The following is a 25,417-nucleotide window of genomic DNA, read 5'->3' as shown; positions in this document are numbered from 1 at the left end:
TGTCATTCTGAATGAAATAAAATGAAGAATCTGGTCAATTGAAAAGATTCTTCCTTCGTCAGAATGACAAATGTGCTGTTGTATCGAAGCAATAAATTAGTGATCATTCTTGAAAATGTTTGTGTCATTTGTGTTGAAGATCAAAACAAACTCAACTGTTGGGAAAACTGATTATGAAACTTAGATGAACTTCCACCTACCAGCATCTTTCTGAAGTTTTTATCGGTTAAATATCTGAGGTATGCATTACCGGCATTGAAATCAATAAAATATTTTGCCCGGTTGACAGCAGCTCCCAGTTTTTTCAAATGATCCATTGTTAAGATCTGAAAACGTCTTGCACTGACAATTTTCTGAGCTGTTTTTACCCCAATTCCCGGAATTCTTAGAATCGTTTGGTACTCTGCGGTCTGTAGATTTACCGGGAACTGATCCAGATTTCGTAATGCCCAGCTTAATTTAGGATCTACCTCCAGATCAAGGAAAGGAACATTCGGATCTAAAATCTCCTCGGCTTTAAAACCATAAAATCTCATCAGCCAGTCAGATTGATACAGCCGGTTTTCGCGAAGCATGGGAACCTCCGTTGTTAAAGATGGCAGCCTTTTATCTTCCAAAACCGGAACATACCCTGAATAATAAACCCTTTTCAGATTGAAATTTTTATAAAAATGATCGGCAACTTTGATGATCTGCAGGTCATTTTCATTGGTTGCTCCCACAATCATCTGTGTAGATTGTCCTGCCGGAGCAAATTTGGGAACTTTCCTCAATATCTTTTTTTCATCCTGATACTGAATGATTCCTTTCTGAATATAGCGCATCGGGCTGATCATATCCTGCCTGTTTTTCTCCGGTGCCAGCAGCTTTAGTCCGCTTTCTGTGGGGATTTCAATATTTACCGATAATCTGTCTGCATACAAAGCTGCTTCCTGCATCAGCTCATCACTTGCTCCCGGAATAGATTTTAGATGAATATAACCGTTAAAGTTTTCTTCCAGGCGAAGTTTTTTGGCAACTCTTACAAGCCTTTCCATCGTTGTATCTGCGTTTTTGAAAATTCCCGAGCTGAGAAATAACCCTTCAATATAATTTCTGCGGTAAAAGCTGATAGTAAGATCTACGACTTCTTCTACTGTAAAAGCAGCTCTTTTAATATCATTTGAACTTCTGGAAACACAGTAGGCACAATCGTAGATACAATGATTGGTCAATAGAATTTTAAGCAAAGAAACACATCTCCCGTCTTCTGTATAAGTATGACAAATCCCGCTTGCGGAACTGTCCCCTAAAGCTCCTTTTTTATTCTTCCTCGTACCTCCGCTTGATGAACAGGAAACATCATATTTCGCTGCATCTGCAAGGATTTCAAGCTTTTCTTTAAGGCGGTCAAAATTCATACTTTTAAATGTTTGATATTAATTGTATCTAAATGTGATTCAATTTTTGTTCAAATTTAGTTCCAAAATTGATAAATGTCAACCTTTTTTCATAGAAGTTATCAACAAAAAAGAACCTCAAAATCATTATATTTACGGCTCATTAAAGTTTATATCATGAATCATAAACCAATCGAAGGTTTTTCCAAGCTTCCAAAGCAGGGAAAAATTGAATGGCTCGTAAACGAATACCTTGAAGGAAACCAGGAATATCAAAATATATTAAAGCAGTATTGGAACGATGATGCAGATCTTCAGAAACTTCACGAAGAATTTTCTGAAAATACCATCTCCAATTTTTATATGCCCTACGGAATTGCTCCGAACTTTTTGATCGACGGAAAACTATTGGCACTTCCAATGGCTGTTGAAGAAAGTTCTGTAGTAGCAGCGGCTTCCAAAGCTGCAAAATTCTGGATCGACAAAGGAGGTTTTAAAACAACCATTATCAATACTGAGAAGTTGGGACATACCCACTTTATCTTTAATGTGGAGCCTCACAAACTATTACATTTCTTTAATTTTAATTTAAAGAAAAAGTTATTTGAAATTACAGAAGATATTACCGCCAACATGAGAAAACGTGGTGGAGGTATTCTTAATATCGCTCTGGTTGATAAAACTGCAGAAATGCCCAATTATTACCAGTTGAAAGCAAGCTTTGATACCGTAGACTCAATGGGAGCAAACTTTATCAATTCTTGTCTGGAGCAGTTTGGGAAAACATTGAGACAGGAAGTTGCTACCAGCGAAGATTTTACTCAGGACGAAAAGAATTCATTGCAGATCGTAATGAATATCCTTTCCAACTTTACTCCTGACTGTATCGTGAGAGCTGAGGTTTCCTGTAAAATGGAAGATTTAAAAGATGACAGTGGAATTTCTCCTGAAGAATTTGCTTCTAAATTCAAACAGGCAGTTACCATTGCAGAAATTGAACCTTACCGTGCTACGACACACAATAAAGGAGTAATGAACGGAGTAGATGCCGTTGTGATTGCTACCGGAAATGACTTCAGGGCTACAGAAGCCTGTGCGCATGCTTATGCAGCGAGAGACGGACAATACAGATCTCTGACACACTGTACTACAGACAACGGAGTTTTCAGATTCTGGATTGATCTTCCTATTTCTGTTGGGGTAGTAGGAGGGCTTACCAATCTTCACCCTTTGGTAAAATTCTCTTTAGCACTTCTTGGAAAACCTTCTGCACAAGAATTGATGAGTATTCTGGCAGTTTCAGGTCTAGCCCAAAACTTTGGGGCATTGCGTTCTTTGGTAACCACAGGAATCCAGAAAGGACATATGAAAATGCACCTATTGAATATTCTAAACCAATTGGGAGCTACCGAAGAAGAAAAACAGCACTTTGTGACCTATTTCAAAGATAAAACGGTAAGCCATCATGAGGTGATCAATGAGTTTAACAGAATGAGAGGAAACTAATGTTACAGATCATTTTGCCAATCGTGTTCCTTCTCTTTGGATTTTTTTTAAAGAAAACGAATAATGTAGGTTTCAGAAGCTCCAAGAAATTTGCCAATATGTTTATCATTCTGGGAATTTCTACTTTGGTCGCAAAGTTCATTTTAATGTACCTAAAATCAAAATAGTGAAAAAAAGTATTGTATTCTTCCTGTTGATTTCCGGTTTAAGTTTTTCGCAGCAGAAAAATGTGAAAATAAATGATTTGCAGCCGAAATCTGAAAACTTTGTATTTCCTGTTGTTACGTATGCAGGAAATCCGGAGGTTGCCAGTAAGATCAATACATTTCTGCAGGTAAAAGAACTGGAATATATTCCGAATTCAGGTGGTAATCCTTTTAAACTGGCTTCTACAGCAACGAATTCATACTCCAATTATGTTTATTTTTATGATTGGAAGAAATTGGAAACGCCTAAAAATATTTTAAGTATAGGTATCAATGGAGAAGCTTCGGGAGCCTATCCTGAAGAATTTGCAGACTGGAAAAATTTCGATCTGAGAACAGGGAACTATATCAATGCTGAAGATTTATTTCAAACAGGAAGCACTAAAACAGTCAATGGTTTGATCCAAAAGAAAATCAAAAAAAGAGTGAGTGACTTTCTTGTTACATTGAAATCTGAAAAAAAACCTTCAGAAGAGAATCAGGATCAGATTGCCATCTATGAAGGTTGTTTCATGGATTATACACTGAATGGCATCAAATATTTTTTTGGAAAGGATAAAATTACTTTTGTGGCAGGCAGATGCTCCAACCATGCGATGCGGGCATTGGATGAGCTGGGAAGCCACGAACTTGAATTTACTTATAAAGAACTGGAAAAGTATTGGAATCCTTATGCGAAAAACCTGATTTCCGGTTCTGAAAAAGTGGATAGAACAGGTCCTGGGAACAAATTGTTCAAAGGAAAAATTGATAGAAAATATCCTGTTACAGTTTTATTTAACGAAATCAATGAGGATGATTCCTTCTCAGCTACCTATTGGTATGATAAGAATAAGAAGCCAATCAATTGGAGAGGAGAATTTGTTCATGACCATTTTTCTATCACAGAAGATGATTATCATAGTGAGGAACTGAAAGAATGGATCCCAAGAGCTTTGGTGGAAGCCGACTTGAAGGGAAATAAAATCATTGGAACCTGGCAAGATCATAAAACAAAAAAATATTTAACCTTAGAATTAGAAGAGTTATAAAATGAAAACAATTACTTTAGTTTTTGGAGCGGTTTACGGAATGGTGTCTGTGATCCTGGGGGCATTCGGAGCGCATGCTTTAAAGAAAATATTAGCTGTGGAAAGACTGGAAAGTTTTGAAACAGGAGTACGATATCAGATGTATGCAGCTTTTTTCTTGCTGATTATCGGATATATCTTAAAATTTGAAACTTCTGCTGAAAAATGGACTTCCATTTTAATGATTGCAGGAACACTTTTATTCTCAGTGAGCATCTATTTCCTGAGCATGCAGGATTATTTAGGAATGAACCTTAAATTCCTGGGACCTATTACACCGCTTGGAGGATTGATGATGATTTTAAGCTGGGGAATGCTTATTTTTTATTTTATTAAAAATAGAATTTAATCTTGGAATTCAGGCAAAAAAGGAGATCTGCAATATGTTATGTAGATTCTTTATTGAAGAATTCCGCCATGGCTCATCGTTTTTTACTGCTTTTTGTTGTGTTTATGATTTCTTTTTTAAGTGTTCAACAAATGAATGCCCAAGGAAAGAAATTACAGAATAGTACTATTATAACAGAAGTAAAAAATATACAAAAGCGTTTTTCCGATAGTGTTACACGCTATGATTACAAAAAAGATGCGGCTTTATATCGTCAAAAGTATGGAGACTTTTACGGTGAAAAATTAAAGAATCTAAAAAATCTGTATCAAAGCATCTATGACAAAGAAGTGATCATCGGAAAAGCAGATCCAAGTATTTCTTTTAAAACAACGAGCGGATTACAGGTCGAAAACAATGTATCCCAAGCAGGAATTACTCCTCCGCAGGAAGTGAAAAATAAATCCGTTGATATTGCTGAGGTTGAAAACTACCAACAGCTTGAAGAGTTGAAAAAACGGTTGACGCTTGATTTTCCCATTTATTTAATAGAAGATTTTTACGGAGAAAACTATCGTTGTAAACTGAATTTTACAATTGATGTGGATGGCAGGTTCAAAAAAGTAAAATATAGCGAATCATCTGATACAGAATTCAGCATTATTAGTGCATTGTTTCTATATGCAATCGGAGGCTTGGAAAAACCTTTGCTTTATAACAAAAAACCGATCGTACAAACCTTTGCGCAGCCCATTATATTAAGATTCGAATAAATAAAATACGTATTATCAAAACGGTAATAATCAGTAAAGACACATAATGATATTCTTTTACTATTTAAAATAAATTAAAATGAAAATCAATAGAAGAAGACGCTTAATCAAAACATTTGATCTTTTGGATCAGCCCATCAGATTTAACCCGTTTGTGTTCAGCCGTACTTTTTTTATGTGGGCGATTACAGGTCTTGTAGGTGGTATTATTGCCGGCGGATATTGGATCGTGTTGGAGCATTTTACCGAATTTTTGACTGAGTTCCAAGGCTGGCAGGTGATTCCAACGATGGCAATCTGTGGATTGCTGGCTGGGCTGGTCATTCATTTTATTGGTGATCCCGGAGAAATTCATTTGATTGTTAATAACATCCGATTCAATAAAGGAAAACTGGAACCAAAGAATAATCCTTCAATGATTCTTTCTTCTCTTTTTTGTGTAGCATCAGGAGGAAGCTTAGGGCCGGAAGCTCCGTTGGTACAGGTCACTGGAAGCACCGGAACCTGGCTGGGGAAAATTTTCAGATTGAAAGGGGAAGAGCTGAGGTCTTTGAGTATTGCCGGGATGGCTTCAGGCTTTACAGCGTTGTTTGGAGCTCCGCTGGGAGGAAGTCTTTTTTCTCTTGAAATTCTGCATCATAAACATGCTGTAGAGTATTATAAAGCGATTATTCCTGCATTGGTAGCAAGCTGTTTCAGCTATCTGATGTTTGCTTTGATCATCCATTTGGGAATCGGAGCAGCCTGGGATCTGAAAGCATATCATTATGCGGGAGTATACGACTTCGCCTATGCCACAGCTTTTGGAATCGTGGGAACTTTATTCGGATGGATCTTCATTTTTGTAGTCAAATTTTTCAAAAAAGTTTTTGAATACAGAAAGTTTCCTATTTACATGAAAACATTCGTAGGTGGAATTATTTTAGGAATTATCGCCTATAATTTTCCCATTACAAGATACTTCGGACATAACGAAATCAACCAGCTGATCGGTGGAAATTTCGGATTAAATTTTTTAATCTTAATTCTGATTTTTAAAATATTGGCCATTGCCATTACGGTAACTTCCGGATGGAGAGGAGGTTTTATCATTCCTTTGTTTTTTGTAGGAACAACGTTGGGATTAATTATCCACAATTTATTCCCAGCCGTGGATACCACTTTAGCAATTGTAAGCTGTATGGCAGCGATCAATGCCTGTGTGACAAGAACTCCGATGAGTACAACCATCATTTTGGGAACTCTTACCGGATTTACCTATTTTGTACCGATATTATTTGCAAGCCTAACAGGATATTTCCTGGCGCCGAAAATTCCTTTTATTGGATCTCAGTCTGAGAAATTGGCTGAAGAATAAGGGAAAATCGAATGATATGTTAAAAATCAAGTCAATCGGACTTTAAATTTTAAGTCAATAAACTTGAACTTCCATGTCTTTTTAGTAAATTTGTCAACCTTTAAATTTTTAAATAAAATAATAAAAATAATATGAATCTTCACGAGTATCAATCAAAAGAGATTTTATCAAAGTATGGAGTAGCTATCCAACGTGGTTTCGTAGCAAACAACGTAGATGAAGCTGTAGCAGCTGCTGAGAAATTGACTGCTGAAACCGGAGCACAGGCTTGGGTTGTAAAAGCACAGATTCACGCAGGTGGACGTGGTAAAGGTGGTGGTGTAAAGTTCTCTCCAAACATGGATAAACTTAAAGAAAACGCTCAGAACATCATCGGAATGCAGTTGATCACTCCACAAACTTCTGCTGAAGGTAAATTGGTAAATTCTGTATTGGTGGCAGAGGATGTTTATTATCCTGGAGAATCTGAAACTAAAGAATTTTATGTTTCTATTCTTTTAGACAGAGCTGAAGGTAAAAATACAATCGTATATTCTACTGAAGGTGGTATGGATATTGAGCACGTTGCTGAAGTAACTCCTCATTTGATCCACAATGAATTGATTGATCCTACTTTAGGACTTCAAGGTTTCCAGGCTAGAAAAATTGCTTTCAACTTGGGTCTTGAAGGGAATGCTTTCAAAGAATTCACAAAATTCATTACTTCTCTATATAACGCTTATGTAGGAATTGATGCTTCTCTTTTCGAAATCAACCCGGTTTTGAAAACTTCTGATAACAAAATTATCGCTGTAGATGCTAAAGTAACTTTGGATGGTAACTCATTGTTCCGTCACAAAGATCTTGAAGCTCTTAGAGATACAAGAGAAGAAGATCCTATCGATGTTGAAGCTGGTGAAGCTGGTCTTAACTTCGTAAAACTAGACGGTAACGTTGCTTGTATGGTAAACGGAGCTGGTCTTGCAATGGCAACTATGGATATCATCAAATTATCAGGTGGTAACCCTGCTAACTTCCTTGACGTAGGAGGTACTGCAGATGCTCAGAGAGTACAAACTGCTTTTGGAATCATCTTAAGAGATCCAAACGTAAAAGCAATCTTGATCAACATCTTCGGAGGTATCGTAAGATGTGACAGAGTAGCACAGGGAGTTGTGGATGCTTACAAAGCGATGGGTAGCCTTCCGGTTCCATTGATCGTAAGATTACAAGGAACTAACGCTGTAGAAGCTAAGAAACTAATTGACGAGTCTGGTCTTCCGGTACACTCTGCAATTACTTTAGAAGAAGCTGCAAACAAAGTAAAAGAAGTTTTAGCGTAATCTAAAATTTTCAAATAAATAAGAAACCGTTCCATTTTTGGAGCGGTTTTTTTATTATTATTCTAAATGTTGACCATTGAAATAATATGACTTTATTGATTAAATTCTTCCAGATGGTAAAGATCCAGAACATTAGGGGCGACTTTTAAATCCGGTCTGAAAATCAATATTCCTTTTACAAAATTTTTGAGTAACAGATTACCATTTGTAATCAATGTATCAATATTTAAATTGACAGTTTTCCGGGTAGCTTTCTTTAATTCAGGCTCAAAGAAATGGATGCATAAGCTAGGAGCAGATTCATCAAACTCAGTCAGTAACACATCATATTTGCCCAATTCCGGGATGGGATGAAGTTCAGCATAAGCTATGGAATATAAAATGTTCTGGTTGCAATAATGGTGAAGTCCTTTTTCATCAACAATAATATGAGTGGTCATACTTTTTTTGTTTTTCTGAAAGAGCATCCAGACACAAAAACACAGGATTGCAATAAAAAGGGCAATTAAAACACTCTTTATTCCTATAGAGATTTCTTTTGCATTAAATACGAATATAACCATTATTATAATGGATAAAGGGGTCATAATTAAAAATGATATACCAATCAACTTTATCAATAATGTAAGCCCTTTTGATTTTTTTGATTCAATGGGGGAAAATAAACTGGATTGTGATGACATCATTTTGTTGATTAAGATCTTTCCATAAAAGTATGAAATTATGTAATAACAATTTGAATCTAAAACGGATAGAATACATAGCCTAATTCAACCAATGACTCAAAATAAAAATATTTATTTATCATGATTTTCAGTAGGAAGGGATTCCCCGTTGGTGATACTGATGCTCGTAGGGGTTACCAACAGAATTTTATCTGCATCCAAGCGTTCTTTAATGCCTAAATATGCTTTACTTCTTACCTGCGCAAGATTAGCCCCTATTTTTATCCAAAACTTCACCTGAAGATTAAATGCTCCTTGTTTCAGATCAGTGAAGATTACTTCTACAGTATCTAACTTATCTACATTATCAAGATTTTTAACGACATCAAGAATTCCCTTCTGTGCTTTGCTGATATCTTCATCTGCAGGGATTTCAAAATTTAAAATAATTCTGCGTTGTGGCGATGCTGTAATATTATAGAAAGGAGCATTGAAAACGACCTGGTTGGGAATATATGCTTTCTTCCCATCATCCGTGAGAATTTTGGTGGTTAAAAAACCAATTTCCTGTACCGTACCGGAGTGTGCTCCAATGGTAATATAATCTCCCACTTTATAGGCTTTGTCAATGCCGATCAGCATACCGGAAAATATACTTGAAACAAGATCTTTTAAAGCGACTCCGGCAATAACCCCAGCTACTCCTAAACTTCCGATAAACTTCCAAAGAAAACCACTGAAACCCATTATTTCAAGGGCTATAAAGGTTCCCATCAACATAATCAGAAATCGAAATATGCTGATTAAAGTAACCAGAGAGCTTTCTTTTTGGCTTTTCGGGAAAAATTTGTGAAATAATTTTACGGCGGCCTGACTTAAATATTTACTGGTAATCAAAAAGAACGTAAATACTAAAATGCCGACAATTAGTTTTGGGGTAAGTTTTGCAAAAGTTACATACCAATTCTCTAATACCTTGTACACCAAATCAATATAGGTGAGTCCGGTTTTCTCCATGAATAAAATTTTATTTAAATATATAAATTTTCAGCAAAAAATTTGCCAGTTCCAAAAAGTCTACTAAATTTGTAGACTATAAAAGCGGAATATTATGTCGATCAAACTAGGAGATACAGCACCCAACTTTCAGGCAGAATCATCTTTAGGTGATATCAATTTCTATAATTATTTGGGGAATTCATGGGGGATTTTATTTTCACACCCGGCAGATTATACTCCGGTATGCACTACAGAACTGGGGTATACAGCAAAATTGCAGTCTGAGTTTGATGCCAGAGGAACGAAGGTGATAGCGTTAAGCGTAGATGGAGTAGAGGATCATCAGAATTGGGTGAAAGATATTAATGAAACTCAGAATACAAATGTATTGTTTCCTATTATCGCAGATAAGGACAGAAAGATTTCTGAACTCTATGATTTTATTCACCCGAACGCATCAGTTACGGCTACTGTTCGTTCTTTATTGATTATTGATCCAGACAAAAAAGTAAGACTGATTATTACCTATCCGGCCTCTACAGGAAGGAATTTTAATGAGATCCTTAGAGTGCTGGATTCTTTACAATTGGTAGACACTTATAAGGTAGCTACGCCTGTTAATTGGGAAAATGGAGAAGACGTTATTGTACCTCCAACAATTTCTACAGAGCAAGCCAGGAAAATATTCCCAAAAGGGGTAACGGAAATAAAGCCGTACTTAAGATACACCCCGCAACCTAATACATGATTTATTTGATTTTTTATAGTTTAGTTTTAATTTGTACGAAAATCGCCTCGAAAAATTTTTCGAGGCGATTTCATTTTTTTATAAGTATTTCAGTGATTACTTAACGTCGTTGATGATTTGTTTACCTTTTGAAGTTGGTAAATAGATACTAAATCCTACATTGAAGGTTAAAGTAGAAGTTAATCCCTCACTACCAAATCCTGCAACACCATTATATTTTACTAAACCTTCAACACCAATGTTTGGAGTAATGAAGTATGAATAACCAGGACCTGCTCCAAAATCTAAACCGGTTGTAGAGTTAGATCCTTCAGTAGAAGTACCTCCAATACCTACATTACCTTCGAAGAACCATCTTCCGTGGTGTAATAGATTGTCTACTCCTTTTTCTCCCGGAGAAACATAATATCTACCTAAAGCTCCAACTTTATATACAAAATTGGTAGGTGATCCGTTTGTAACTTTATTAAATCCTAAATCTACATATCCTCCAACTGCTACATTGTCTTGAATAAAATAAGCTGCTTTTGGCTGTAGTGAAATGTTATATCCACCACCTGTATTTAAACCAAAGTTACTTGCAACGATGCTACTTCCTACCATCCAATTACCTTTCTGAATCTGAGCGTTTGCAGTTGCTGTTAAGCCTGCTACGGCTAATATCCCTGTTAAAATAAGTTTTTTCATAATTTATTATTTTAATAATTAAATGTTTATTATTCACGAATTATAGAAAAAACAAGAAATGTGCCATACTCTTAATTTTACGTAATTTTTCTAAACAAACGTTAATGTTATAAGTAAATTTAATTTATTTTTTTAACATAATTAATGGTGATGCCTTAACAATATATATTATTTGGAGTAAAAATGGTAAAAATTTATGATAAAGCTTTAGTAATAAAAATGCTTGCTTTTTCCTTCTTCAGTTTTCTACTATTATTATATAAATAAAAGAATGATAGAAATAATAAGACCAGCAATAGTAAACTTGATTCCACGCTTGAATGCTTTCGTCTTAGGATTGAACATCCAGAAGCTTGAAATTACAAAAAAGAAAAGAGAAACTCCGAAAAATACACTTAAGGGGGAGATTGCATCTTTAGACTGAGATTTGTGAAGAGAAACCATTTTGTCTAGTACAAAAGGTAGTTCCTTCTTAGTATACTTTGCCTTTCCGGTTGCACTGTCATACGTTCCCTGCTTAAAATAAAGAACACTTCCTTCTGTTTTTTCTACTTCAAGACCTTTCATCTTCAGCTCTTTTTTCAGTTCTTTTTCTGAAAGGTTGGCAGCGATATTTTTTTCATATTTCTTTTCGTTCTTAAGAAAATCTGTGTCTCTGTAAACCAGAAGAATTCCGCTTAATGCATACACGGCCATAATACCTGCAAGGAAATATCCCAGATAACGGTGGGTGATTCTCATAAAGCTTCTTGTGTCTTTAATCTTGTCCATATCTTATTGTTTGTTTTTGTTTTTAAATTTTAAAAGTGGAAACTGCAAAAATGCAATTTCCACTTTTAATGAAAGAATTATTATATAAAGAATTCTAAAGTTTGTACGTCAAAGTAAAATAATAGTTTCTCGGAGTGATTGGGTTCACAGAATAATTTTCGTGAACATTGTAGTTTACAACATCAAACAAATTCCCCACTCTTCCCTGGATAGAGAACTTCTTCCACTCGTAGCCAACTGACACAGAAACTGTAGTGTAGTCTTTTAGGTCAAACATTCTACTCACGTTATTTCTACTTGTGTTTGTAGATTTTGTGTCATTCCATCCAGCGATTCTGTCCCCAATGTAGTAAACTCCAGCTCCAATTTTTAACCCTTTTACATAGTTTGTAAATTTATAGAAAACGGAAGCATTTGCTGTTGTAGCAGGTGTTCTTACCAATCTTTGGTTTTCAACATATCCTTTTTCAGGAGTATCGATATAAACGGAATTGTTATAAGAGAAACCTCCGATTATAGATAAGTTTTCTGTCGGATTTCCTGTAATATCTAATTCCACACCACGGCTTCTCATATTTCCTGCAAATTCTTTAAGATTCGTATCTGTTGAATTTACCGGAGCTCCGTTTGGAGTAGAAGCGAACCAATAGGTTTGATAATAATTGTTGTACATAATCTGGTAAGCTGTTAAGTTAACAGCTAAAGCATTGTTCCAGAAATTCTTTTTAACCCCAATTTCGTATTGATCAACTGTTGAAGGTTTTATGCTTTGTCTGGATAAAGTCGCTAACTGATTTTGAACTTGTGCAGGAGGTTGATTGGTGTTTACCGTATTAAATTGATCTGAAGTATATCCTGCATTGGAAGCAAATGAGTTAGTATACGTTGCAAACACTGAAAGGTTTTCATTAGGAGCATATACCAACCCTACTTTTGGAGAAAATGCATTGTCTGCAGTTGAGGAATTGGATACTTCAAATTTTTCATTTGCCGTAAAACGAGTAGTCAATGTAGGCATATTTTCTACATAAGACCATCTTAAACCTGCAATTACTTTAAGTTGTTTTGTTAAGCTAATGAAATCTTGTGCATATACCCCGATTCTTCTTGTGTTAATTCTGTTTCTTGTATTAAGGGTAGAATTTGGCATGTCAACACTTCCCCATGTTGAAGGATCATCTAAAAATAAAATATTAGAAGTAGCCCCTAAAGTATAGGTATAAGCATCTGCCTGGCTGTAATCTGCATCAGCCCCAATCAAAACTTTATGGTTGATTTTTCCTGTATTGAATTCACCGTTTAAGTTTACCTGTGCAGAAGTATAGTTTTGTTCATTGTACGTTTTACCAAAAGGTCTGTTCCATGAAAGTCTGGTAGCAGTAGGTGAGCTGTAGCCCCATTGTACTCTTTCAGAAGAAAAATAATCTTTAGTATAGTTTTGGTAAGAAGCAGTAGCATTCAAAGACCATCTTTCGTTAAATTGATGATTAAAAGTTACATTCGTAGAAGCTTGCTGTACATTTTGATATTGCCAGTCAGTTCCGAAGAAAGCATTTCTGGAAACAACATCATTCAATCTATAGCTTTGGTCTTTTTCAGTAATAGATCCAGTCCCAAAATCCGGGGTGAAATTATTTTTAAGATAATCTGCCTCAACAATTAATTGAGATTTTTCACTTAAATTAAATAAAAATGAAGGGTTAAAGTAATATTTTTCAGATTGTACAACATCTCTGAAACTTTCAGCATATTCATAAGTTCCATTTATTCTGAAAGCAACATTCTTCGATAATGGTCCATAAATATCAACTGTTGGCTTGTAAGAGTTCCAGCTTCCACCATTTAATCCTATACTTCCACCAAAATTGAATTTAGGCTTTTTCGTAATCATATTAATAATACCTCCGGCAGCAGTATTTCCATAAAGCATTGCGTTGGCTCCTTTTAATACTTCTACTCTTTCAAGACCACTTACTTCAGGGAAAACTCCACTGTTTATCCTTGCTCCATTCTTGAAAATATTGTCATTTCCTAAGATAAAACCACGTCCACCAAAACTGTCCTGAGAATTACCTCTGGATGAAGTAATGTACATTCCGTTTATATTCTGAAGAACATCGCTCAACTGTTTTGCTTGTTGTTGCTCAATAATTTCATGAGTAACAATGGCAATAGGCTGAGGGGTTTCCATTACCGTCAAATTAGACTTTGTTGAAAATGGCTTTGCCTGGTTCGGATTTCCGGTTTTGTGTAAGTTGATGTCTTCAATTGTTTGGGTTCTGATGGTATCTGCTTCAGCATTTTTCATCTGCGAACTCGCTGAAACAGCGACAAATAGAAGACCTAAAGAAAGTAGTTGTCTTTTCATATTATTTTTATGTAGAACAGTTTTAAATAAGGCGCAAATGTAAGTATTTGTTTAGAATAGATAAAAATAATTTTATGATTTAAATCATACTCCATTAATAATGGCATGGATTATTTCTATAGTTACTTTATACGAAGGGATAGAGAATTTTTTATGAATATATTTGTTAAAAATTATAATATGCAATTGGTAAAAGCAGGGCTTTGCGCCTTTGGAATGAGTGGGAAAGTTTTCCATGCTCCCTTTTTAAAGGAACATCCGGGATTTTTTATTTCTGCTGTGGTAGAAAGAAGTAAAGAAGAGTCAAAAGAAAAATATCCTGAAGCAACAATTTACCGCTCTGTTGAAGAAATGCTTCAGCAGGCAGATATAGAGCTGGTCATCATCAATACTCCGGTTCAGACACACTATGAATATGCAAAAAAAGCATTGGAAGCCGGGAAAAATATCATTGTAGAAAAACCTTTTACAGTCAATGTTTCCGAGGCCGAAGAGCTGGTGCAGCTGGCCGAAGAAAAAGGACTGTTCTTAAGTGTATATCAAAACCGAAGATTTGACCGTGATTTTTTACAGGTACAAAAGGTTTTAAATGATCAGAAAATAGGGAATATTAAAGAAGCTGAAATCCGTTTCGACAGATTTCGAACAACGCCTAGTGGAAAACAGCATAAGGAAAGCCCGGATCAGGTAGGTTCAGGATCACTTCATGATCTGGGGTCGCATCTTGTAGATCAGGCAGTACAGTATTTCGGATATCCTGAAAAATTGTTTGCCGATGTATTTTCTATGAAAGGGAAGGAGTTTGCGAATGACTATTTCGAGATCCTGCTATTCTATAAAAATGATCTGAGAGTAAGACTAAAATCTTCGGTTTTCAGTAAAGAAGGACATTATGCCTATACCATTCATGGGGACAAAGGAACTTTCTTGCAGGAAAGAACAGATAATCAGGAAAACGAATTGGTAGCAGGAGCGATTCCCAAATATGGTAAAGAGTGGACTGAGCCGTTAAAAGGAACAGATGGGATTTTAAATGTCTTACATGAAAACTCCGAAACAGAAAGAATACTGACTTCCAGTGAAGCCGGAAATTACATGAATTATTACCAGCAGATTTATGAACATATCGTTTTTGGATACGCGCTGCCATCTCCGGGAAAAGAAGTTATTCAGAATATGAAAATCATCGATGCTTCCCTGAAAAGTGCAAATGAAGAAAGAGTAGTAGAATTGTAAATTATAGATTATGAATTATGAGTTGGAAAATAAGAGTGTGTTATCCACTTTACACCAACTCATAATTCATAATTTTTAATGTATCATTATTAAAGGATTTCCTGAAGTTCCAGCCACTTCATTTCATACTCTTCTAACTTTTCAGAAATAGTTTCCAGCTCAGCAGATAGTTTTGCAACTTTTTCATATTCCGTTTCATTATTAAGCTGATCCATTATTTTAGCACGCTTTTGTTCAAGTTCTGGCATTTCTTTTTCTATGGTTTCCAGTTCACGTTGTTCCTTAAAAGACATTTTTCTTTTTTTAGAAACAGGTTCAGGAGCCTCTTTTACTGCCTCGATTTCTTTTACAGGTTCTGGCTTTGATACTGTATTTTTTTCTAATGCATCCTCACGGCTTTTAGTTTCTCTGTATTCTGAGAAAGTTCCAACAAAATTTCTGATTTTTCCATCTCCTTCAAATGCAAGAACATGACCTACGATTCTGTCCATGAAATATCTGTCGTGGGAAACAATGATCAAACTACCCTGAAAGTTGAGCAAGAAATTTTCCAGAACAGTCAAAGTTGGAAGATCCAAATCATTGGTAGGTTCATCAAATATCAGAAAGTTTGGATTCTGATACAAAATATACATCAGGTGAAGCCTTCTTTTTTCACCTCCCGAAAGTTTAGAAATAGGTGAGTATTGCGTTTGATCATCAAATAAGAACAGCCTCAAAAATTGCGATGCAGAGATCGTTCTTCCGTTAGCTAAAGGGAAGTTTTCGGAAATTTCTTTGATAAAGTCAATTACTCTTTCATCTTCTTTATATTTCAGTCCTTTTTGTGAAAAATATCCGAATTTGATGGTTTCTCCGGTTTCAATTTCTCCGGAATCCTTTGGCTCAAGACCTTGGATGATGTTCAGTAATGTAGATTTTCCGGCACCATTTTTTCCTACAATTCCTACTTTCTCACCTCTTTGAAACTGATAACTGAAATCTTTTATTAATAATTTCTCGTCATAACTTTTAGAAATATCTCGAAGTTCCAAAATTTTATTTCCGAGTCTTTTCATTTCAAAATCGAGTTCCAGAGATTCTTTTCGGGTATCGGTTTTGGCTATTTTTTCAGTTTCGTAAAAGTCTTCTTGTCTAGACTTTGATTTTGTAGTTCTGGCCTTAGGCTGTCTTCGCATCCATTCCAGTTCTTTTCTGTAAAGATTATTTGCCTTGTCGATTGTGGAATTCATATTGTCCTCACGAATCATTTTGTTCTCAAGATAAGTCGCATACGAACCATTGTGGAAATACAGATTTTTATCTTCCATTTCCCAGATAATGTCACAAACGCTGTCAAGGAAATACCTGTCGTGAGTGACCAGAATTAATGTTATTTTGGCTTTGCTTAGATAGCTTTCAAGCCATTCTACCATTTCTACATCAAGGTGGTTGGTTGGCTCATCCATGATCAAAAGAGTATGTCGGTGCTCGGCTCTTGTTTCAGTTAACAATTTTGCTAAAGCCACACGTTTGATCTGCCCTCCGGAAAGTGTTCCCATTTTAGCTTCCAGATCTGTGATTTTCAACTGAGAGAGAATTTGTTTCATATCATTCTCCAGGTCCCAAGCTTTATGAATTTCCATTTCAGCCAGAGCTTTTTCAATGAAATCATAATCTGTAGAAAGTAATGATTTATGATAATTTTTTAAGGCCTGAATGGGTGCAGAATCAAGCGTCATCATAAATTCATCAATAGTGAGATCAGAATCAAAATCGATTTCCTGGTCAAATAAAACCACCTGAATATCCTTATTGATCATCACATTGCCACTGTCTGCAATTTCTTTCCCCATCAATATTTTAAGAAGGGTAGATTTTCCGCTTCCGTTTTTGGCAACAATGGCTATTTTATCACCTTCATTGACATGAAAAGAGATATTTTCGAACAAAACTTTGATGCCATAAGATTTAGTAAGGTTTTCTACAGAAACGTAATTCATTGGAATGTAATGGTTTGATATTGATTTTGAATTGAACCGCAAAAGTACGAAAATGTAGCCTAAAATTTTCCTGAACCTCTTTTATAAAATGAATATTTATAATTTTTTAATAAACTGTACTCATGATCTGAGAAAACTATTCTGTAAATTTGATATGACACAATGAATACATTTTAAAATATTAATAAATAATACAAAAATCTGATTGAAACAATGAAAAAAGTTATTGTAGACATGGACGGGGTAATGGCAGATGTATATCATCAGCTGGCACAATTTGAAAAAAGAGATACAGGAAGAGAAATTCCAATCAGTGATTTGACGGGTAAACCTGAAATAGAGTCTTTTCCCAATGGAAAAAAACACGTTAATGAAGTTGGGTTTTTCAGAACCTTACCTGTAATGAAAGGAAGCCGCGAAGCGATGGAATATCTGAATAATAAATACGATCTCTATATCGTATCTGCAGGAATGGAGTTTCCCAATAGCTTAAGGGAAAAATACGACTGGCTGGCAGAGCATTTTCCATTCATCACCTGGGAACAGATTGTTCTTTGCGGAAGTAAAAAAGTAGTTTCCGGAGATGTAATGATTGATGATTATCCAAAAAATCTGGATCATTTTTCAGGTGAAAGATTAATATTCACCCAGCCTCATAATGAGCTGATAGAAAATGATACTTATAAAAGGGTTCATTCCTGGGAAGAAGTGATGAATATCCTTTAATAGAAAGGGTTTTAAATATTTTTTAGAATTATCATAGAAATAACGGGAAATTTTAAAAGAAATTTAACTAAAGAAAGAATAAATTTAATAAGGTGTTGTGAGAGTTGGATGTTGAAAATAAATAAGTTTGCGTCAAACTTTTAACATGAAAAAACATCATACCTTATTCTTTCTTTTGGCAGCCTCTGCTTTCCATGCACAGGTTATTTCCGGAACCATTATTTCTAAAAATGAGAATCAGCCGATTCCTTATGTGAAAATAGGAGTTGAGAAAGAAAATATAGGGGTAGTCTCTGATGATAAAGGACATTTTTCAATCGATATTTCCACTCTGTCACCACAAAAAAAAGTGATCATAGAAGTACCGGGCTATGAATTATATGCAGAAACAATAGAGGACTTCAGAAAACATGATCTGAAACCGATACTTTTAAAAGAGAAGGTTAAAAAGATTAAGGAAATTTCGATTAAGCCTAAAAAGCTGGTTGACAAAAACTGGGGAGTCAATACGAAGACAAAAAACGTGATGTACTCCGTAAATCCACAATTCAGAAAAGAAGATTTTCTTGGTGAAACAGCATTGGGATTTAACGCTAAAAAAAGATCAAAGATTACCAATATCAACCTGAATATTGCCAGTTATATTTCTGACAAACCCGTCATGATGCGGTATACTGTTTACAGTGAGAAAGAGGGATATCCGGATAAAAATATTCTTGATGAAGAAATCACTGTTGAACTTACAAAAGATATGATTAAAGACGGAACCTATACATTGGATGTTAGCGATCGTAATATTTGGGTACAGGGAAAATTTTTTATCGGGATTCAGTTTTTAAAAGAATTTGAAGGAAAAATCAACATAAGTGCTGCTCTTTTCAGAACAGGGTTTTTAAGGAAATTTTATGGAGATTGGAAGAAAATGACAATTGCTGCACCTGCTATTAATATTGATGTGAAAATGGATAAAAATGGAGATAACAATATCGAGGACGAAGGTGGATTCGTAGATGACAGTGCCGAGTCACTCATACCAGATGTATCAAAATATATTCAGGAATCTGAGCATACCGTATATGGTCAGAATGCATCAGCGGGAAATTACCTGAAACTTCAGGATACAGACCTTTATTATGAGATCTATGGTGAAGGAGAACCACTGATTCTGCTTCATGGTAATTCAGGAAGTATTAAGGATTATTATCAGCAGATTCCAGTGTTGTCAAAGCAGTATAAAGTAATTGTGATAGATACCAGAGGGCAGGGGAAAAGTTTAGATACCTCTAAAAAAGACTTTACCTATAAAATGTTTGCAGATGATGTAAAAGCACTTGCAGATAAGCTGAAACTCGATAAAGTAAATATTGCCGGATGGAGTGATGGCGGAAATACAGGATTGGAATTTGCTCTGAAATATCCGGAAAGATTGAACAAACTTATCACGATTGGAGCCAATGCATTTCCTGATGGAGTAAATGACAGGCTTACCGATCATTTTGAAAATAAAATGTTGGTGATGAAAGAATTGAAAGAACCAGGGAAATTTAATGAACAAAGACTTTTGAAGATCATGCTGACACAGCCTCGTATTGGTAAAAAAGATTTAAATAAAATGGGAAGCAAAGTATTGGTAATTGCCGGTGATAAAGATGTTATCAAGCAGGAGCATACCGAACTTATTGCCAAAGAAATTCCCAATGCCGAACTTAAAATCTATAGCAATGCTACCCACATGATTCCTTTTGAAAATGCAGATCAGCTTAATACAGATATTCTGAATTTTTTAGGAAAAAATAATTAAAAAACAGAAGCGGGAAATCAAATTTCCCGCTTCTGTTTTTTTAATTATTATTAATCCAGTGTCAGTCTTTTTAATGACCAGGAATTTCCATTATAAATATCAATATCCACTTTGGCGTTGATGCCATGAACAATACCGTTTTCTGAGAACTGCCAGAAATCCCACTCATCATCCGGAGAAGGAGAGGGAACATCATTGTAATTGGCCAGCCATAAAGGATATCCTTCGAACTCACCTTTCAGAAAATCTTTATAATAATGATAATACGTATAAATGATAGGTTTTTGACCATACGTATCCTCCACGATTTTACACCATACTTTCAGGTCTTCAATCAATTTTTTATTGGTCTTACGCTTTGGGATTTTTTCAATATCTAAAATAGGAGGCAGGTCGCCGCTTTCCAGTTTTACATTGTTTAAAAAGTTATTAGCCTGAATAACGGGATCTTCATCAGCTCTGTAAAAATGATAGGCACCGCGGATAAGATCATGTTTTTTAGCACTTTCCCAAAACTCATCAAAATGCTTATCAGCACTTCGGTTTCCCATCGTAGCACGCATCACGACAAACTCTAATGGAATTGTTTTATTACCAATACTGAGACTGTCCCATTTGATATCTTCCCTGTTTTGATAATGGGAAACATCAAAACCATACGTCTTATCCAGATTACTGCTTAATATTCTCTGAATTCTTGCTGCTTCCTTTTCACTGTTGTGAAGTTTTTTGTGCTTAAACTTATTAAAGTACAACGCATAATAATAGCTTACAGACTGCTTTAAATAAAATCCGGTTCCTATCAATGCTATGATCAATATCCCCAATATTACCCATCTTCGGAAAAAATACTTCTTCCGTCTTGATTTATGGACCTGTTTGGCAGTTTTTTTGGTGTACTTTTTTGGTGTCATAAAGTTTTGCAAAACTAACTTTTTTCACTGCTAAATGCTAAAATAAAATCAGTAAATTTGTGTATTATGGAAACACGCGAAAAAATCATCATTATAGGAGGAGGATTTGCGGGGCTGCAGCTTGCAAAAACATTGAATAACAAGAACAAAAAGGTCATTGTTCTGGATCGGATGAACCACCATATGTTTCAGCCGCTTTTTTATCAGGTAGCCTCAGGAAGGATAGAACCTTCCAACATTTCTTTCCCCTTCAGAAAGATTTTTCAGCAATCCAGAAACACACAGTTCCGGATGACAGAGGTGAAAGAAATAGACCCTGCCAGCAATAAAGTCATTACCGACGAAGCCGAATTTACGTATGATAAACTCATCATTGCAACGGGCTGTAAAACCAACTTTTTTGGAAACAAAGAATTAGAAGGAAGAGCTTTTGGGATGAAAAATACCCAGGAAGCCATCAGTATCAGAAATCATGTACTGATGACCTTTGAAAAACTCATCATTGAAAAAAGCAGAAGCGATGACGGAAACTGGAATATCGTGATTGTAGGAAGCGGGCCCACCGGAGTGGAGCTGGCGGGAGCTTTTGCTGAGATGAAAAAAGATATTCTTCCCAGAGATTACCCTTATATGAACTTTGACCACCTGAAGATTATTCTGGTGAGCTCTACCGAAAAACCACTGGCTGTAATGAGCAGCGAAGCACAAGAAAAATCGGAGAAGTACCTTAAAGATCTTGGTGTCACTTTTCTGAGTGGAGAAGTGGTGACAGATTATGATGGGGATAAAGTACACCTTAAAAGTGGAAAAGAAATTTCGTCCAACAATGTAATCTGGGCTGCTGGAGTTACCGGAAATGTTGTAGGAGGTTTTCCGGAAGAAAATTTAATGCGAAACAGATATATTGTAGATCGATATAATAGAATAAAAGGATACGACAATATTTATGCTATCGGAGATATTGCCTATATGGAAACACCAAAGTATCCACAAGGGCACCCTCAGGTTGCTAACGTAGCCATTAATCAGGCAAAAAATTTAGGTAAAAATCTATTAAAGAAAAATCAGGAAGAATGGAAAGAATATGAGTATGATGATAAAGGCTCGCTGGCGACCATAGGGAAGCACAGAGCCGTTGTAGATCTGCCATTTATCAAGTTTCAAGGATTTCTGGCTTGGTATTTCTGGATGTTTCTCCATTTAATGCTAATTTTGAGCGTTAGAAATAAACTGGCCATATTCTTCAACTGGATGTGGAGCTATATCAACAAAGATTCTTCTTTAAGATTAATTATTATACCTACTAAGAAAAACGGAACATTACAATGAGAATTGACATAATAAGCGTACTTCCTGAACTGATGGAAAGTCCGTTTAAAACCTCTATTTTGAAAAGAGCGATGGATAAAGGGTTGGCGGAAGTACATTTTCATCAACTGAGAGACTGGGCAATCAATAAACACAGGCAGATTGACGATGAACCTTACGGAGGTGGAGCAGGAATGGTCATGATGATTGAACCGCTGGATAAATGTATTTCAGAGCTTAAATCTCAAAGAAATTATGATGAGGTGATATACCTTACCCCAGATGGAGTCACTTTGAATCAAAAAATAGCTAATTCGCTTTCCATAAAAGAAAATCTGATCTTTCTTTGCGGACATTACAAGGGGATAGATCAAAGAGTAAGAGACCTTCATATTACAAAAGAAATTTCAATTGGTGACTACGTTCTTACAGGAGGAGAACTGGCAGCCTGTGTTCTTGCAGACTCTATCATAAGATTGCTTCCCGGCGTTTTGAATGATGAGCAGAGTGCTTTGACAGACAGTTTTCAGGATGATCTTCTTTCACCACCAATCTATACCAGGCCCGAAAGTTATAAAGGACTGGATGTTCCTAAAATTTTACTGAGCGGGAATTCTGGAAAAATTGAAGAATGGCGTCATGATGAAGCTGTAAGAATCACTAAAGAAAAACGTCCCGATTTACTTTAGATCAAATTTGCCGGGATTTATTTGATTCTGGCCAGCCTACTTAATCCCGTCTGTTATTAAGGCAAATGGAATAATATTTGTTATTAATTTGATAGGTGCGAAAAATATTAATATTTCTAATTTTAAATTAATATTTTATTTCTATTATTCTTGATTTATCATATTGTCTCAATTTTGACTAATATATCAAAACTATCGAATGATTGAAAAATTAATTTATTTTAGCTTGCTTCATTGGTATTTTTATTATATTTGAATTGTTTTTTATTGAAATTTATTTATTCTTTATGGGCGGTGAATCAATGATATTTGAAAAAATAATAGATTTACATCTTGACGTAAAAAGAACATAATAAATTAAAAAAGTATAGAAATTAGTGTAGATGGAGTTATTCTCTTTTTATAATGTTGAAAATTTATTTTTACCCGATCCGAAACCTGTCCACAAATTAGATCCTACCCGATCAGGATTAAGGAATTGGGATGAAAAGAGATATAATAACAAACTTTTCAAAATCTCCCATGTATTTCAGTTGATGAAGGAGGAGAATGGGGTAATGCCATTTGTAATAGGATTGTCTGAAGTTTCCGGAAGGAAAGTTTTGGAAGATCTCGTGGAGATGGAACCCTTTAATTCGCAATATGGAATTGTACATTACAATTCTATGGACGAAAGAAAAGTGGATGTTGCCATGTTATATGATAAAAATAAAGTAGAGGTAATAGATTCAGAAACCATTACTTTCTTTTTTGAAATAGTGAATAAAAACACAGAATATTACGACACAACCAGAGACGTACTTTTTTCGAAAATTAAATATAAAGGAGAAATTATTAATGTCTTTATCGCGCATCTTCCCTCTAAACGCGAAAAAGATGTCAATAAACCGAAAAGAACCTTTATATTGAATGAAGTCCGGGAACGGATTATGAAATTAGTAAATGCTGATAAAGAGCATGTCATATTGTGTGGTGATTTTAATGAAAACCCGGATGATGAAAATTTAGTGCAGATTCTCTATGACAATCAACATGAGAAGGTTTTAATGAATCCTTTTCAGCAATTGTTTTCTACTAGAAATTATTCTACTTTTCATTATAAATCTGGATTGCTGTATGACCAGATCATTATGTCAAGATCTTTGCTTGATAATAAGACGCTGGCTTTTCAGGATGCCCATATATTTAATTCTGAAAACATCAGCAGCAAGGCCAGAAATTTTGAAGGACGTCCTTTCCGAACTTATGCTGGTACACGGTATTTGGGAGGATATAGCGACCACTTTCCGGTTTTTGTAAAATTTAAGAATTTACAGTAAAAAACATAAATAATAAAAAAGTAGAAAATGAAAAATTCGAGCAACACAAGCTACCATTTGGATTCTATTGACAAAGAGATTATCTACATGTTGATGGATAATGCTAAAACTTCCTTAGCCCACATTTCAAAGCATGTTGGGATTTCAACTACTGCGGTACATCAAAGAATCAAGAAACTTGAACATGCAGGAGTTATTGAAAATTCAATATCCTTCCTTAATCCTAAAAAAATTGGATATAAGGTAACTTCCTACATTGGTGTATTTCTGGATCAGCCAAGCCATTATCCAGACGTGGTAAAATCTTTACATGATGTAAATGAAGTAGTAGAAGCCCATTATACAACAGGAAATTACACTATATTTCTGAAAGTTCTCTGCAAAGATAATGATCACTTGATGCAGATTCTTAGCAAAATTCAAAAACTGAAAGGAGTAACACGAACAGAAACTTTTATATCTTTGGAACAAGGTATTTACAGACAATTGAAAGTATAACGATATGAACATAGCCCAATATTTGGATTCAACTTACTTGAAAACACCAGAACAATCAGGTATTTCCCATGAAGAAACACTTCAAAAAGACAAAGAACTTGCCCAAGAAGCTATTGAGAATGATATTTTTGCCGTGATGATTCGTCCGGATTATGTATCTGAGATCAAGAAATATATTCAGGAAAGAAATTCAAATGTTGCAGTAGGAACTGTGATAGGTTTTCACGAAGGTACATATTCAATTGATGAGAAGCTTGCAGAAGCCTCAAAAGCAATTGAAGATGGTGCAGATGAATTGGATTTTGTAATTAATTATACCGCTTATCTGCAGGGAAATATAGAATTGGTAAAAGAAGAATTTGTAAAATGCACAGCATTATCCCTTGAGCATCATAAAGTTGTAAAATGGATTATTGAAATTGCAGCATTGACTGATGAACAAATTGCTGATCTTACTAAAAATATATCTACCTGGGCAGAAGAGAACTTCTCTGAAAATGACTGGTCAAAAATTTTTGTTAAATCTTCCACAGGATTCTTCAAAACTACCGATGGGAAACCTAATGGAGCAACCTTTGAAGGGGTTACCATTATGCTTAATAATGCAGGGAAACTTCCTGTAAAAGCAGCAGGTGGTGTAAGAACTCCTGAAGATGCTGAGAAGATGATCAGTATGGGAGTTAAAAGGATAGGTACCTCTTCGGCTTTAGCCTTAATTAAAGATGAATCTTCCTCAGAAGGATATTAAATATCATATTCAAATTA

The 25,417-nt window shown here is 35.3% G+C and carries 23 protein-coding genes; 15 read left to right on the top strand and 8 right to left on the bottom strand.

Going from position 1 to position 25,417, the window contains the following annotated elements; all coding sequences use genetic code 11:
* Nucleotides 1-140: 140 nt before the first annotated feature.
* Nucleotides 141-1,400 carry a putative DNA modification/repair radical SAM protein gene (locus tag AC07UM_RS08270; RefSeq protein ID WP_494682025.1) on the bottom strand — a complete coding sequence of 420 codons (1,260 nt, stop codon included), beginning with the start codon at nt 1,398-1,400 and terminating at the stop codon, nt 141-143.
* 156 nt (nt 1,401-1,556) lie between these two features.
* On the opposite strand from AC07UM_RS08270, the gene AC07UM_RS08265 reads away from it, so the two are divergent.
* The 6 genes from AC07UM_RS08265 to sucC all read left to right on the top strand — a co-directional run bounded on the left by AC07UM_RS08265 (nt 1,557) and on the right by sucC (nt 7,941).
* On the top strand, nt 1,557-2,885 hold the full coding sequence (locus AC07UM_RS08265; RefSeq protein WP_103233114.1) for a hydroxymethylglutaryl-CoA reductase, degradative: 1,329 nt from the start codon (nt 1,557-1,559) through the stop codon (nt 2,883-2,885).
* A 166-nt stretch (nt 2,886-3,051) separates the two neighbouring features.
* Nucleotides 3,052-4,122, top strand: coding sequence for a hypothetical protein (locus tag AC07UM_RS08260; RefSeq protein ID WP_494682024.1), 1,071 nt, complete (start codon nt 3,052-3,054; stop codon nt 4,120-4,122).
* A gap of 1 nt (nt 4,123) precedes the next feature.
* Nucleotides 4,124-4,510 carry a DUF423 domain-containing protein gene (locus AC07UM_RS08255; RefSeq protein WP_494682023.1) on the top strand — a complete coding sequence of 129 codons (387 nt, stop codon included), beginning with the start codon at nt 4,124-4,126 and terminating at the stop codon, nt 4,508-4,510.
* A gap of 131 nt (nt 4,511-4,641) precedes the next feature.
* Entirely contained in the window at nt 4,642-5,262 is a 621-nt protein-coding gene (locus tag AC07UM_RS08250) for a hypothetical protein (protein WP_494682022.1), read from the top strand.
* Between the two features lie 79 nt (nt 5,263-5,341).
* Nucleotides 5,342-6,619: a chloride channel protein gene (locus AC07UM_RS08245; RefSeq protein WP_494682021.1), complete on the top strand. Its 1,278-nt coding sequence runs from the start codon at nt 5,342-5,344 to the stop codon at nt 6,617-6,619.
* 131 nt (nt 6,620-6,750) lie between these two features.
* Nucleotides 6,751-7,941 carry an ADP-forming succinate--CoA ligase subunit beta gene (gene sucC / locus AC07UM_RS08240; RefSeq protein ID WP_103233118.1) on the top strand — a complete coding sequence of 397 codons (1,191 nt, stop codon included), beginning with the start codon at nt 6,751-6,753 and terminating at the stop codon, nt 7,939-7,941.
* Between the two features lie 92 nt (nt 7,942-8,033).
* On the opposite strand, the gene AC07UM_RS08235 is transcribed toward sucC, so the two are convergent.
* Nucleotides 8,034-8,381: a hypothetical protein gene (locus AC07UM_RS08235; RefSeq protein WP_494682020.1), complete on the bottom strand. Its 348-nt coding sequence runs from the start codon at nt 8,379-8,381 to the stop codon at nt 8,034-8,036.
* A gap of 357 nt (nt 8,382-8,738) precedes the next feature.
* The gene (locus tag AC07UM_RS08230; protein WP_494682019.1) at nt 8,739-9,623 is read right to left on the bottom strand and encodes a mechanosensitive ion channel family protein; all 885 of its coding nucleotides are present in this window, start codon (nt 9,621-9,623) and stop codon (nt 8,739-8,741) included.
* 94 nt (nt 9,624-9,717) lie between these two features.
* Between AC07UM_RS08230 and AC07UM_RS08225 the strand changes: the two genes are divergently transcribed.
* On the top strand, nt 9,718-10,353 hold the full coding sequence (locus tag AC07UM_RS08225; protein ID WP_494682018.1) for a peroxiredoxin: 636 nt from the start codon (nt 9,718-9,720) through the stop codon (nt 10,351-10,353).
* A 96-nt stretch (nt 10,354-10,449) separates the two neighbouring features.
* Here AC07UM_RS08225 and AC07UM_RS08220 read toward each other — a convergent pair whose 3' ends face one another.
* From AC07UM_RS08220 to AC07UM_RS08210, 3 genes are all read right to left on the bottom strand, one after another.
* Complete coding sequence (locus AC07UM_RS08220) at nt 10,450-11,040, bottom strand: hypothetical protein (RefSeq protein WP_413960088.1); 591 nt, start codon at nt 11,038-11,040, stop codon at nt 10,450-10,452.
* Between the two features lie 255 nt (nt 11,041-11,295).
* Nucleotides 11,296-11,811 carry a hypothetical protein gene (locus tag AC07UM_RS08215; protein ID WP_103233122.1) on the bottom strand — a complete coding sequence of 172 codons (516 nt, stop codon included), beginning with the start codon at nt 11,809-11,811 and terminating at the stop codon, nt 11,296-11,298.
* A gap of 94 nt (nt 11,812-11,905) precedes the next feature.
* The gene (locus AC07UM_RS08210; RefSeq protein WP_494682017.1) at nt 11,906-14,179 is read right to left on the bottom strand and encodes a TonB-dependent siderophore receptor; all 2,274 of its coding nucleotides are present in this window, start codon (nt 14,177-14,179) and stop codon (nt 11,906-11,908) included.
* Nucleotides 14,180-14,359: 180 nt separating this feature from the next.
* Between AC07UM_RS08210 and AC07UM_RS08205 the strand changes: the two genes are divergently transcribed.
* Nucleotides 14,360-15,415 carry a Gfo/Idh/MocA family oxidoreductase gene (locus tag AC07UM_RS08205; RefSeq protein WP_494682016.1) on the top strand — a complete coding sequence of 352 codons (1,056 nt, stop codon included), beginning with the start codon at nt 14,360-14,362 and terminating at the stop codon, nt 15,413-15,415.
* Between the two features lie 89 nt (nt 15,416-15,504).
* Here the strand turns inward: AC07UM_RS08205 and AC07UM_RS08200 are convergent, their stop codons facing one another.
* Nucleotides 15,505-17,397, bottom strand: a complete 1,893-nt coding sequence (locus tag AC07UM_RS08200) for an ABC-F family ATP-binding cassette domain-containing protein (RefSeq protein WP_494682015.1) — start codon at nt 17,395-17,397, stop codon at nt 15,505-15,507.
* Between the two features lie 213 nt (nt 17,398-17,610).
* On the opposite strand from AC07UM_RS08200, the gene AC07UM_RS08195 reads away from it, so the two are divergent.
* Both AC07UM_RS08195 and AC07UM_RS08190 read left to right on the top strand, forming a co-directional pair.
* Entirely contained in the window at nt 17,611-18,123 is a 513-nt protein-coding gene (locus tag AC07UM_RS08195) for a 5' nucleotidase, NT5C type (RefSeq protein ID WP_494682014.1), read from the top strand.
* Nucleotides 18,124-18,268: 145 nt separating this feature from the next.
* Nucleotides 18,269-19,924 carry an alpha/beta fold hydrolase gene (locus AC07UM_RS08190; RefSeq protein WP_494682013.1) on the top strand — a complete coding sequence of 552 codons (1,656 nt, stop codon included), beginning with the start codon at nt 18,269-18,271 and terminating at the stop codon, nt 19,922-19,924.
* A 50-nt stretch (nt 19,925-19,974) separates the two neighbouring features.
* On the opposite strand, the gene AC07UM_RS08185 is transcribed toward AC07UM_RS08190, so the two are convergent.
* Nucleotides 19,975-20,838, bottom strand: coding sequence for a glycoside hydrolase family 25 protein (locus AC07UM_RS08185; RefSeq protein WP_494682012.1), 864 nt, complete (start codon nt 20,836-20,838; stop codon nt 19,975-19,977).
* 66 nt (nt 20,839-20,904) lie between these two features.
* On the opposite strand from AC07UM_RS08185, the gene AC07UM_RS08180 reads away from it, so the two are divergent.
* The 5 genes from AC07UM_RS08180 to deoC all read left to right on the top strand — a co-directional run bounded on the left by AC07UM_RS08180 (nt 20,905) and on the right by deoC (nt 25,400).
* Nucleotides 20,905-22,167, top strand: coding sequence for an NAD(P)/FAD-dependent oxidoreductase (locus AC07UM_RS08180; RefSeq protein ID WP_494682011.1), 1,263 nt, complete (start codon nt 20,905-20,907; stop codon nt 22,165-22,167).
* The gene (gene trmD / locus AC07UM_RS08175; RefSeq protein ID WP_103235448.1) at nt 22,164-22,835 is read left to right on the top strand and encodes a tRNA (guanosine(37)-N1)-methyltransferase TrmD; all 672 of its coding nucleotides are present in this window, start codon (nt 22,164-22,166) and stop codon (nt 22,833-22,835) included. Before AC07UM_RS08180 ends, trmD begins: the two co-directional genes overlap by 4 nt.
* A 383-nt stretch (nt 22,836-23,218) precedes the next feature.
* Nucleotides 23,219-24,154, top strand: coding sequence for an endonuclease/exonuclease/phosphatase family protein (locus AC07UM_RS08170; RefSeq protein ID WP_494682010.1), 936 nt, complete (start codon nt 23,219-23,221; stop codon nt 24,152-24,154).
* Between the two features lie 27 nt (nt 24,155-24,181).
* Complete coding sequence (locus tag AC07UM_RS08165) at nt 24,182-24,652, top strand: Lrp/AsnC ligand binding domain-containing protein (protein ID WP_103232653.1); 471 nt, start codon at nt 24,182-24,184, stop codon at nt 24,650-24,652.
* Nucleotides 24,653-24,656: 4 nt separating this feature from the next.
* The gene (gene deoC, locus AC07UM_RS08160; protein ID WP_494682009.1) at nt 24,657-25,400 is read left to right on the top strand and encodes a deoxyribose-phosphate aldolase; all 744 of its coding nucleotides are present in this window, start codon (nt 24,657-24,659) and stop codon (nt 25,398-25,400) included.
* The last annotated feature ends 17 nt before the right edge of the window (nt 25,401-25,417 follow it).

It is taken from the genome of Chryseobacterium sp. GW821-FHT04C04, from assembly GCF_059420365.1.
The sequence above is the reverse complement of the archived record's forward strand: the minus strand, read 5'-3'. Positions and strand labels throughout refer to the sequence as shown.

What these genes read in the sequence shown, in the direction of transcription:
- AC07UM_RS08270 (WP_494682025.1), bottom strand. Translation starts at nt 1,400, where the DNA reads ATGAATTTTGACCGCCTTAAAGAAAAGCTTGAAATCCTTGCAGATGCA.
- AC07UM_RS08265 (WP_103233114.1), top strand. Translation starts at nt 1,557, where the DNA reads ATGAATCATAAACCAATCGAAGGTTTTTCCAAGCTTCCAAAGCAGGGA.
- AC07UM_RS08255 (WP_494682023.1), top strand. Translation starts at nt 4,124, where the DNA reads ATGAAAACAATTACTTTAGTTTTTGGAGCGGTTTACGGAATGGTGTCT.
- AC07UM_RS08250 (WP_494682022.1), top strand. Translation starts at nt 4,642, where the DNA reads ATGAATGCCCAAGGAAAGAAATTACAGAATAGTACTATTATAACAGAA.
- AC07UM_RS08245 (WP_494682021.1), top strand. Translation starts at nt 5,342, where the DNA reads ATGAAAATCAATAGAAGAAGACGCTTAATCAAAACATTTGATCTTTTG.
- sucC (WP_103233118.1), top strand. Translation starts at nt 6,751, where the DNA reads ATGAATCTTCACGAGTATCAATCAAAAGAGATTTTATCAAAGTATGGA.
- AC07UM_RS08235 (WP_494682020.1), bottom strand. Translation starts at nt 8,381, where the DNA reads ATGACCACTCATATTATTGTTGATGAAAAAGGACTTCACCATTATTGC.
- AC07UM_RS08230 (WP_494682019.1), bottom strand. Translation starts at nt 9,623, where the DNA reads ATGGAGAAAACCGGACTCACCTATATTGATTTGGTGTACAAGGTATTA.
- AC07UM_RS08225 (WP_494682018.1), top strand. Translation starts at nt 9,718, where the DNA reads ATGTCGATCAAACTAGGAGATACAGCACCCAACTTTCAGGCAGAATCA.
- AC07UM_RS08220 (WP_413960088.1), bottom strand. Translation starts at nt 11,040, where the DNA reads ATGAAAAAACTTATTTTAACAGGGATATTAGCCGTAGCAGGCTTAACA.
- AC07UM_RS08215 (WP_103233122.1), bottom strand. Translation starts at nt 11,811, where the DNA reads ATGGACAAGATTAAAGACACAAGAAGCTTTATGAGAATCACCCACCGT.
- AC07UM_RS08210 (WP_494682017.1), bottom strand. Translation starts at nt 14,179, where the DNA reads ATGAAAAGACAACTACTTTCTTTAGGTCTTCTATTTGTCGCTGTTTCA.
- AC07UM_RS08205 (WP_494682016.1), top strand. Translation starts at nt 14,360, where the DNA reads ATGCAATTGGTAAAAGCAGGGCTTTGCGCCTTTGGAATGAGTGGGAAA.
- AC07UM_RS08200 (WP_494682015.1), bottom strand. Translation starts at nt 17,397, where the DNA reads ATGAATTACGTTTCTGTAGAAAACCTTACTAAATCTTATGGCATCAAA.
- AC07UM_RS08195 (WP_494682014.1), top strand. Translation starts at nt 17,611, where the DNA reads ATGAAAAAAGTTATTGTAGACATGGACGGGGTAATGGCAGATGTATAT.
- AC07UM_RS08190 (WP_494682013.1), top strand. Translation starts at nt 18,269, where the DNA reads ATGAAAAAACATCATACCTTATTCTTTCTTTTGGCAGCCTCTGCTTTC.
- AC07UM_RS08185 (WP_494682012.1), bottom strand. Translation starts at nt 20,838, where the DNA reads ATGACACCAAAAAAGTACACCAAAAAAACTGCCAAACAGGTCCATAAA.
- AC07UM_RS08180 (WP_494682011.1), top strand. Translation starts at nt 20,905, where the DNA reads ATGGAAACACGCGAAAAAATCATCATTATAGGAGGAGGATTTGCGGGG.
- trmD (WP_103235448.1), top strand. Translation starts at nt 22,164, where the DNA reads ATGAGAATTGACATAATAAGCGTACTTCCTGAACTGATGGAAAGTCCG.
- AC07UM_RS08170 (WP_494682010.1), top strand. Translation starts at nt 23,219, where the DNA reads ATGGAGTTATTCTCTTTTTATAATGTTGAAAATTTATTTTTACCCGAT.
- AC07UM_RS08165 (WP_103232653.1), top strand. Translation starts at nt 24,182, where the DNA reads ATGAAAAATTCGAGCAACACAAGCTACCATTTGGATTCTATTGACAAA.
- deoC (WP_494682009.1), top strand. Translation starts at nt 24,657, where the DNA reads ATGAACATAGCCCAATATTTGGATTCAACTTACTTGAAAACACCAGAA.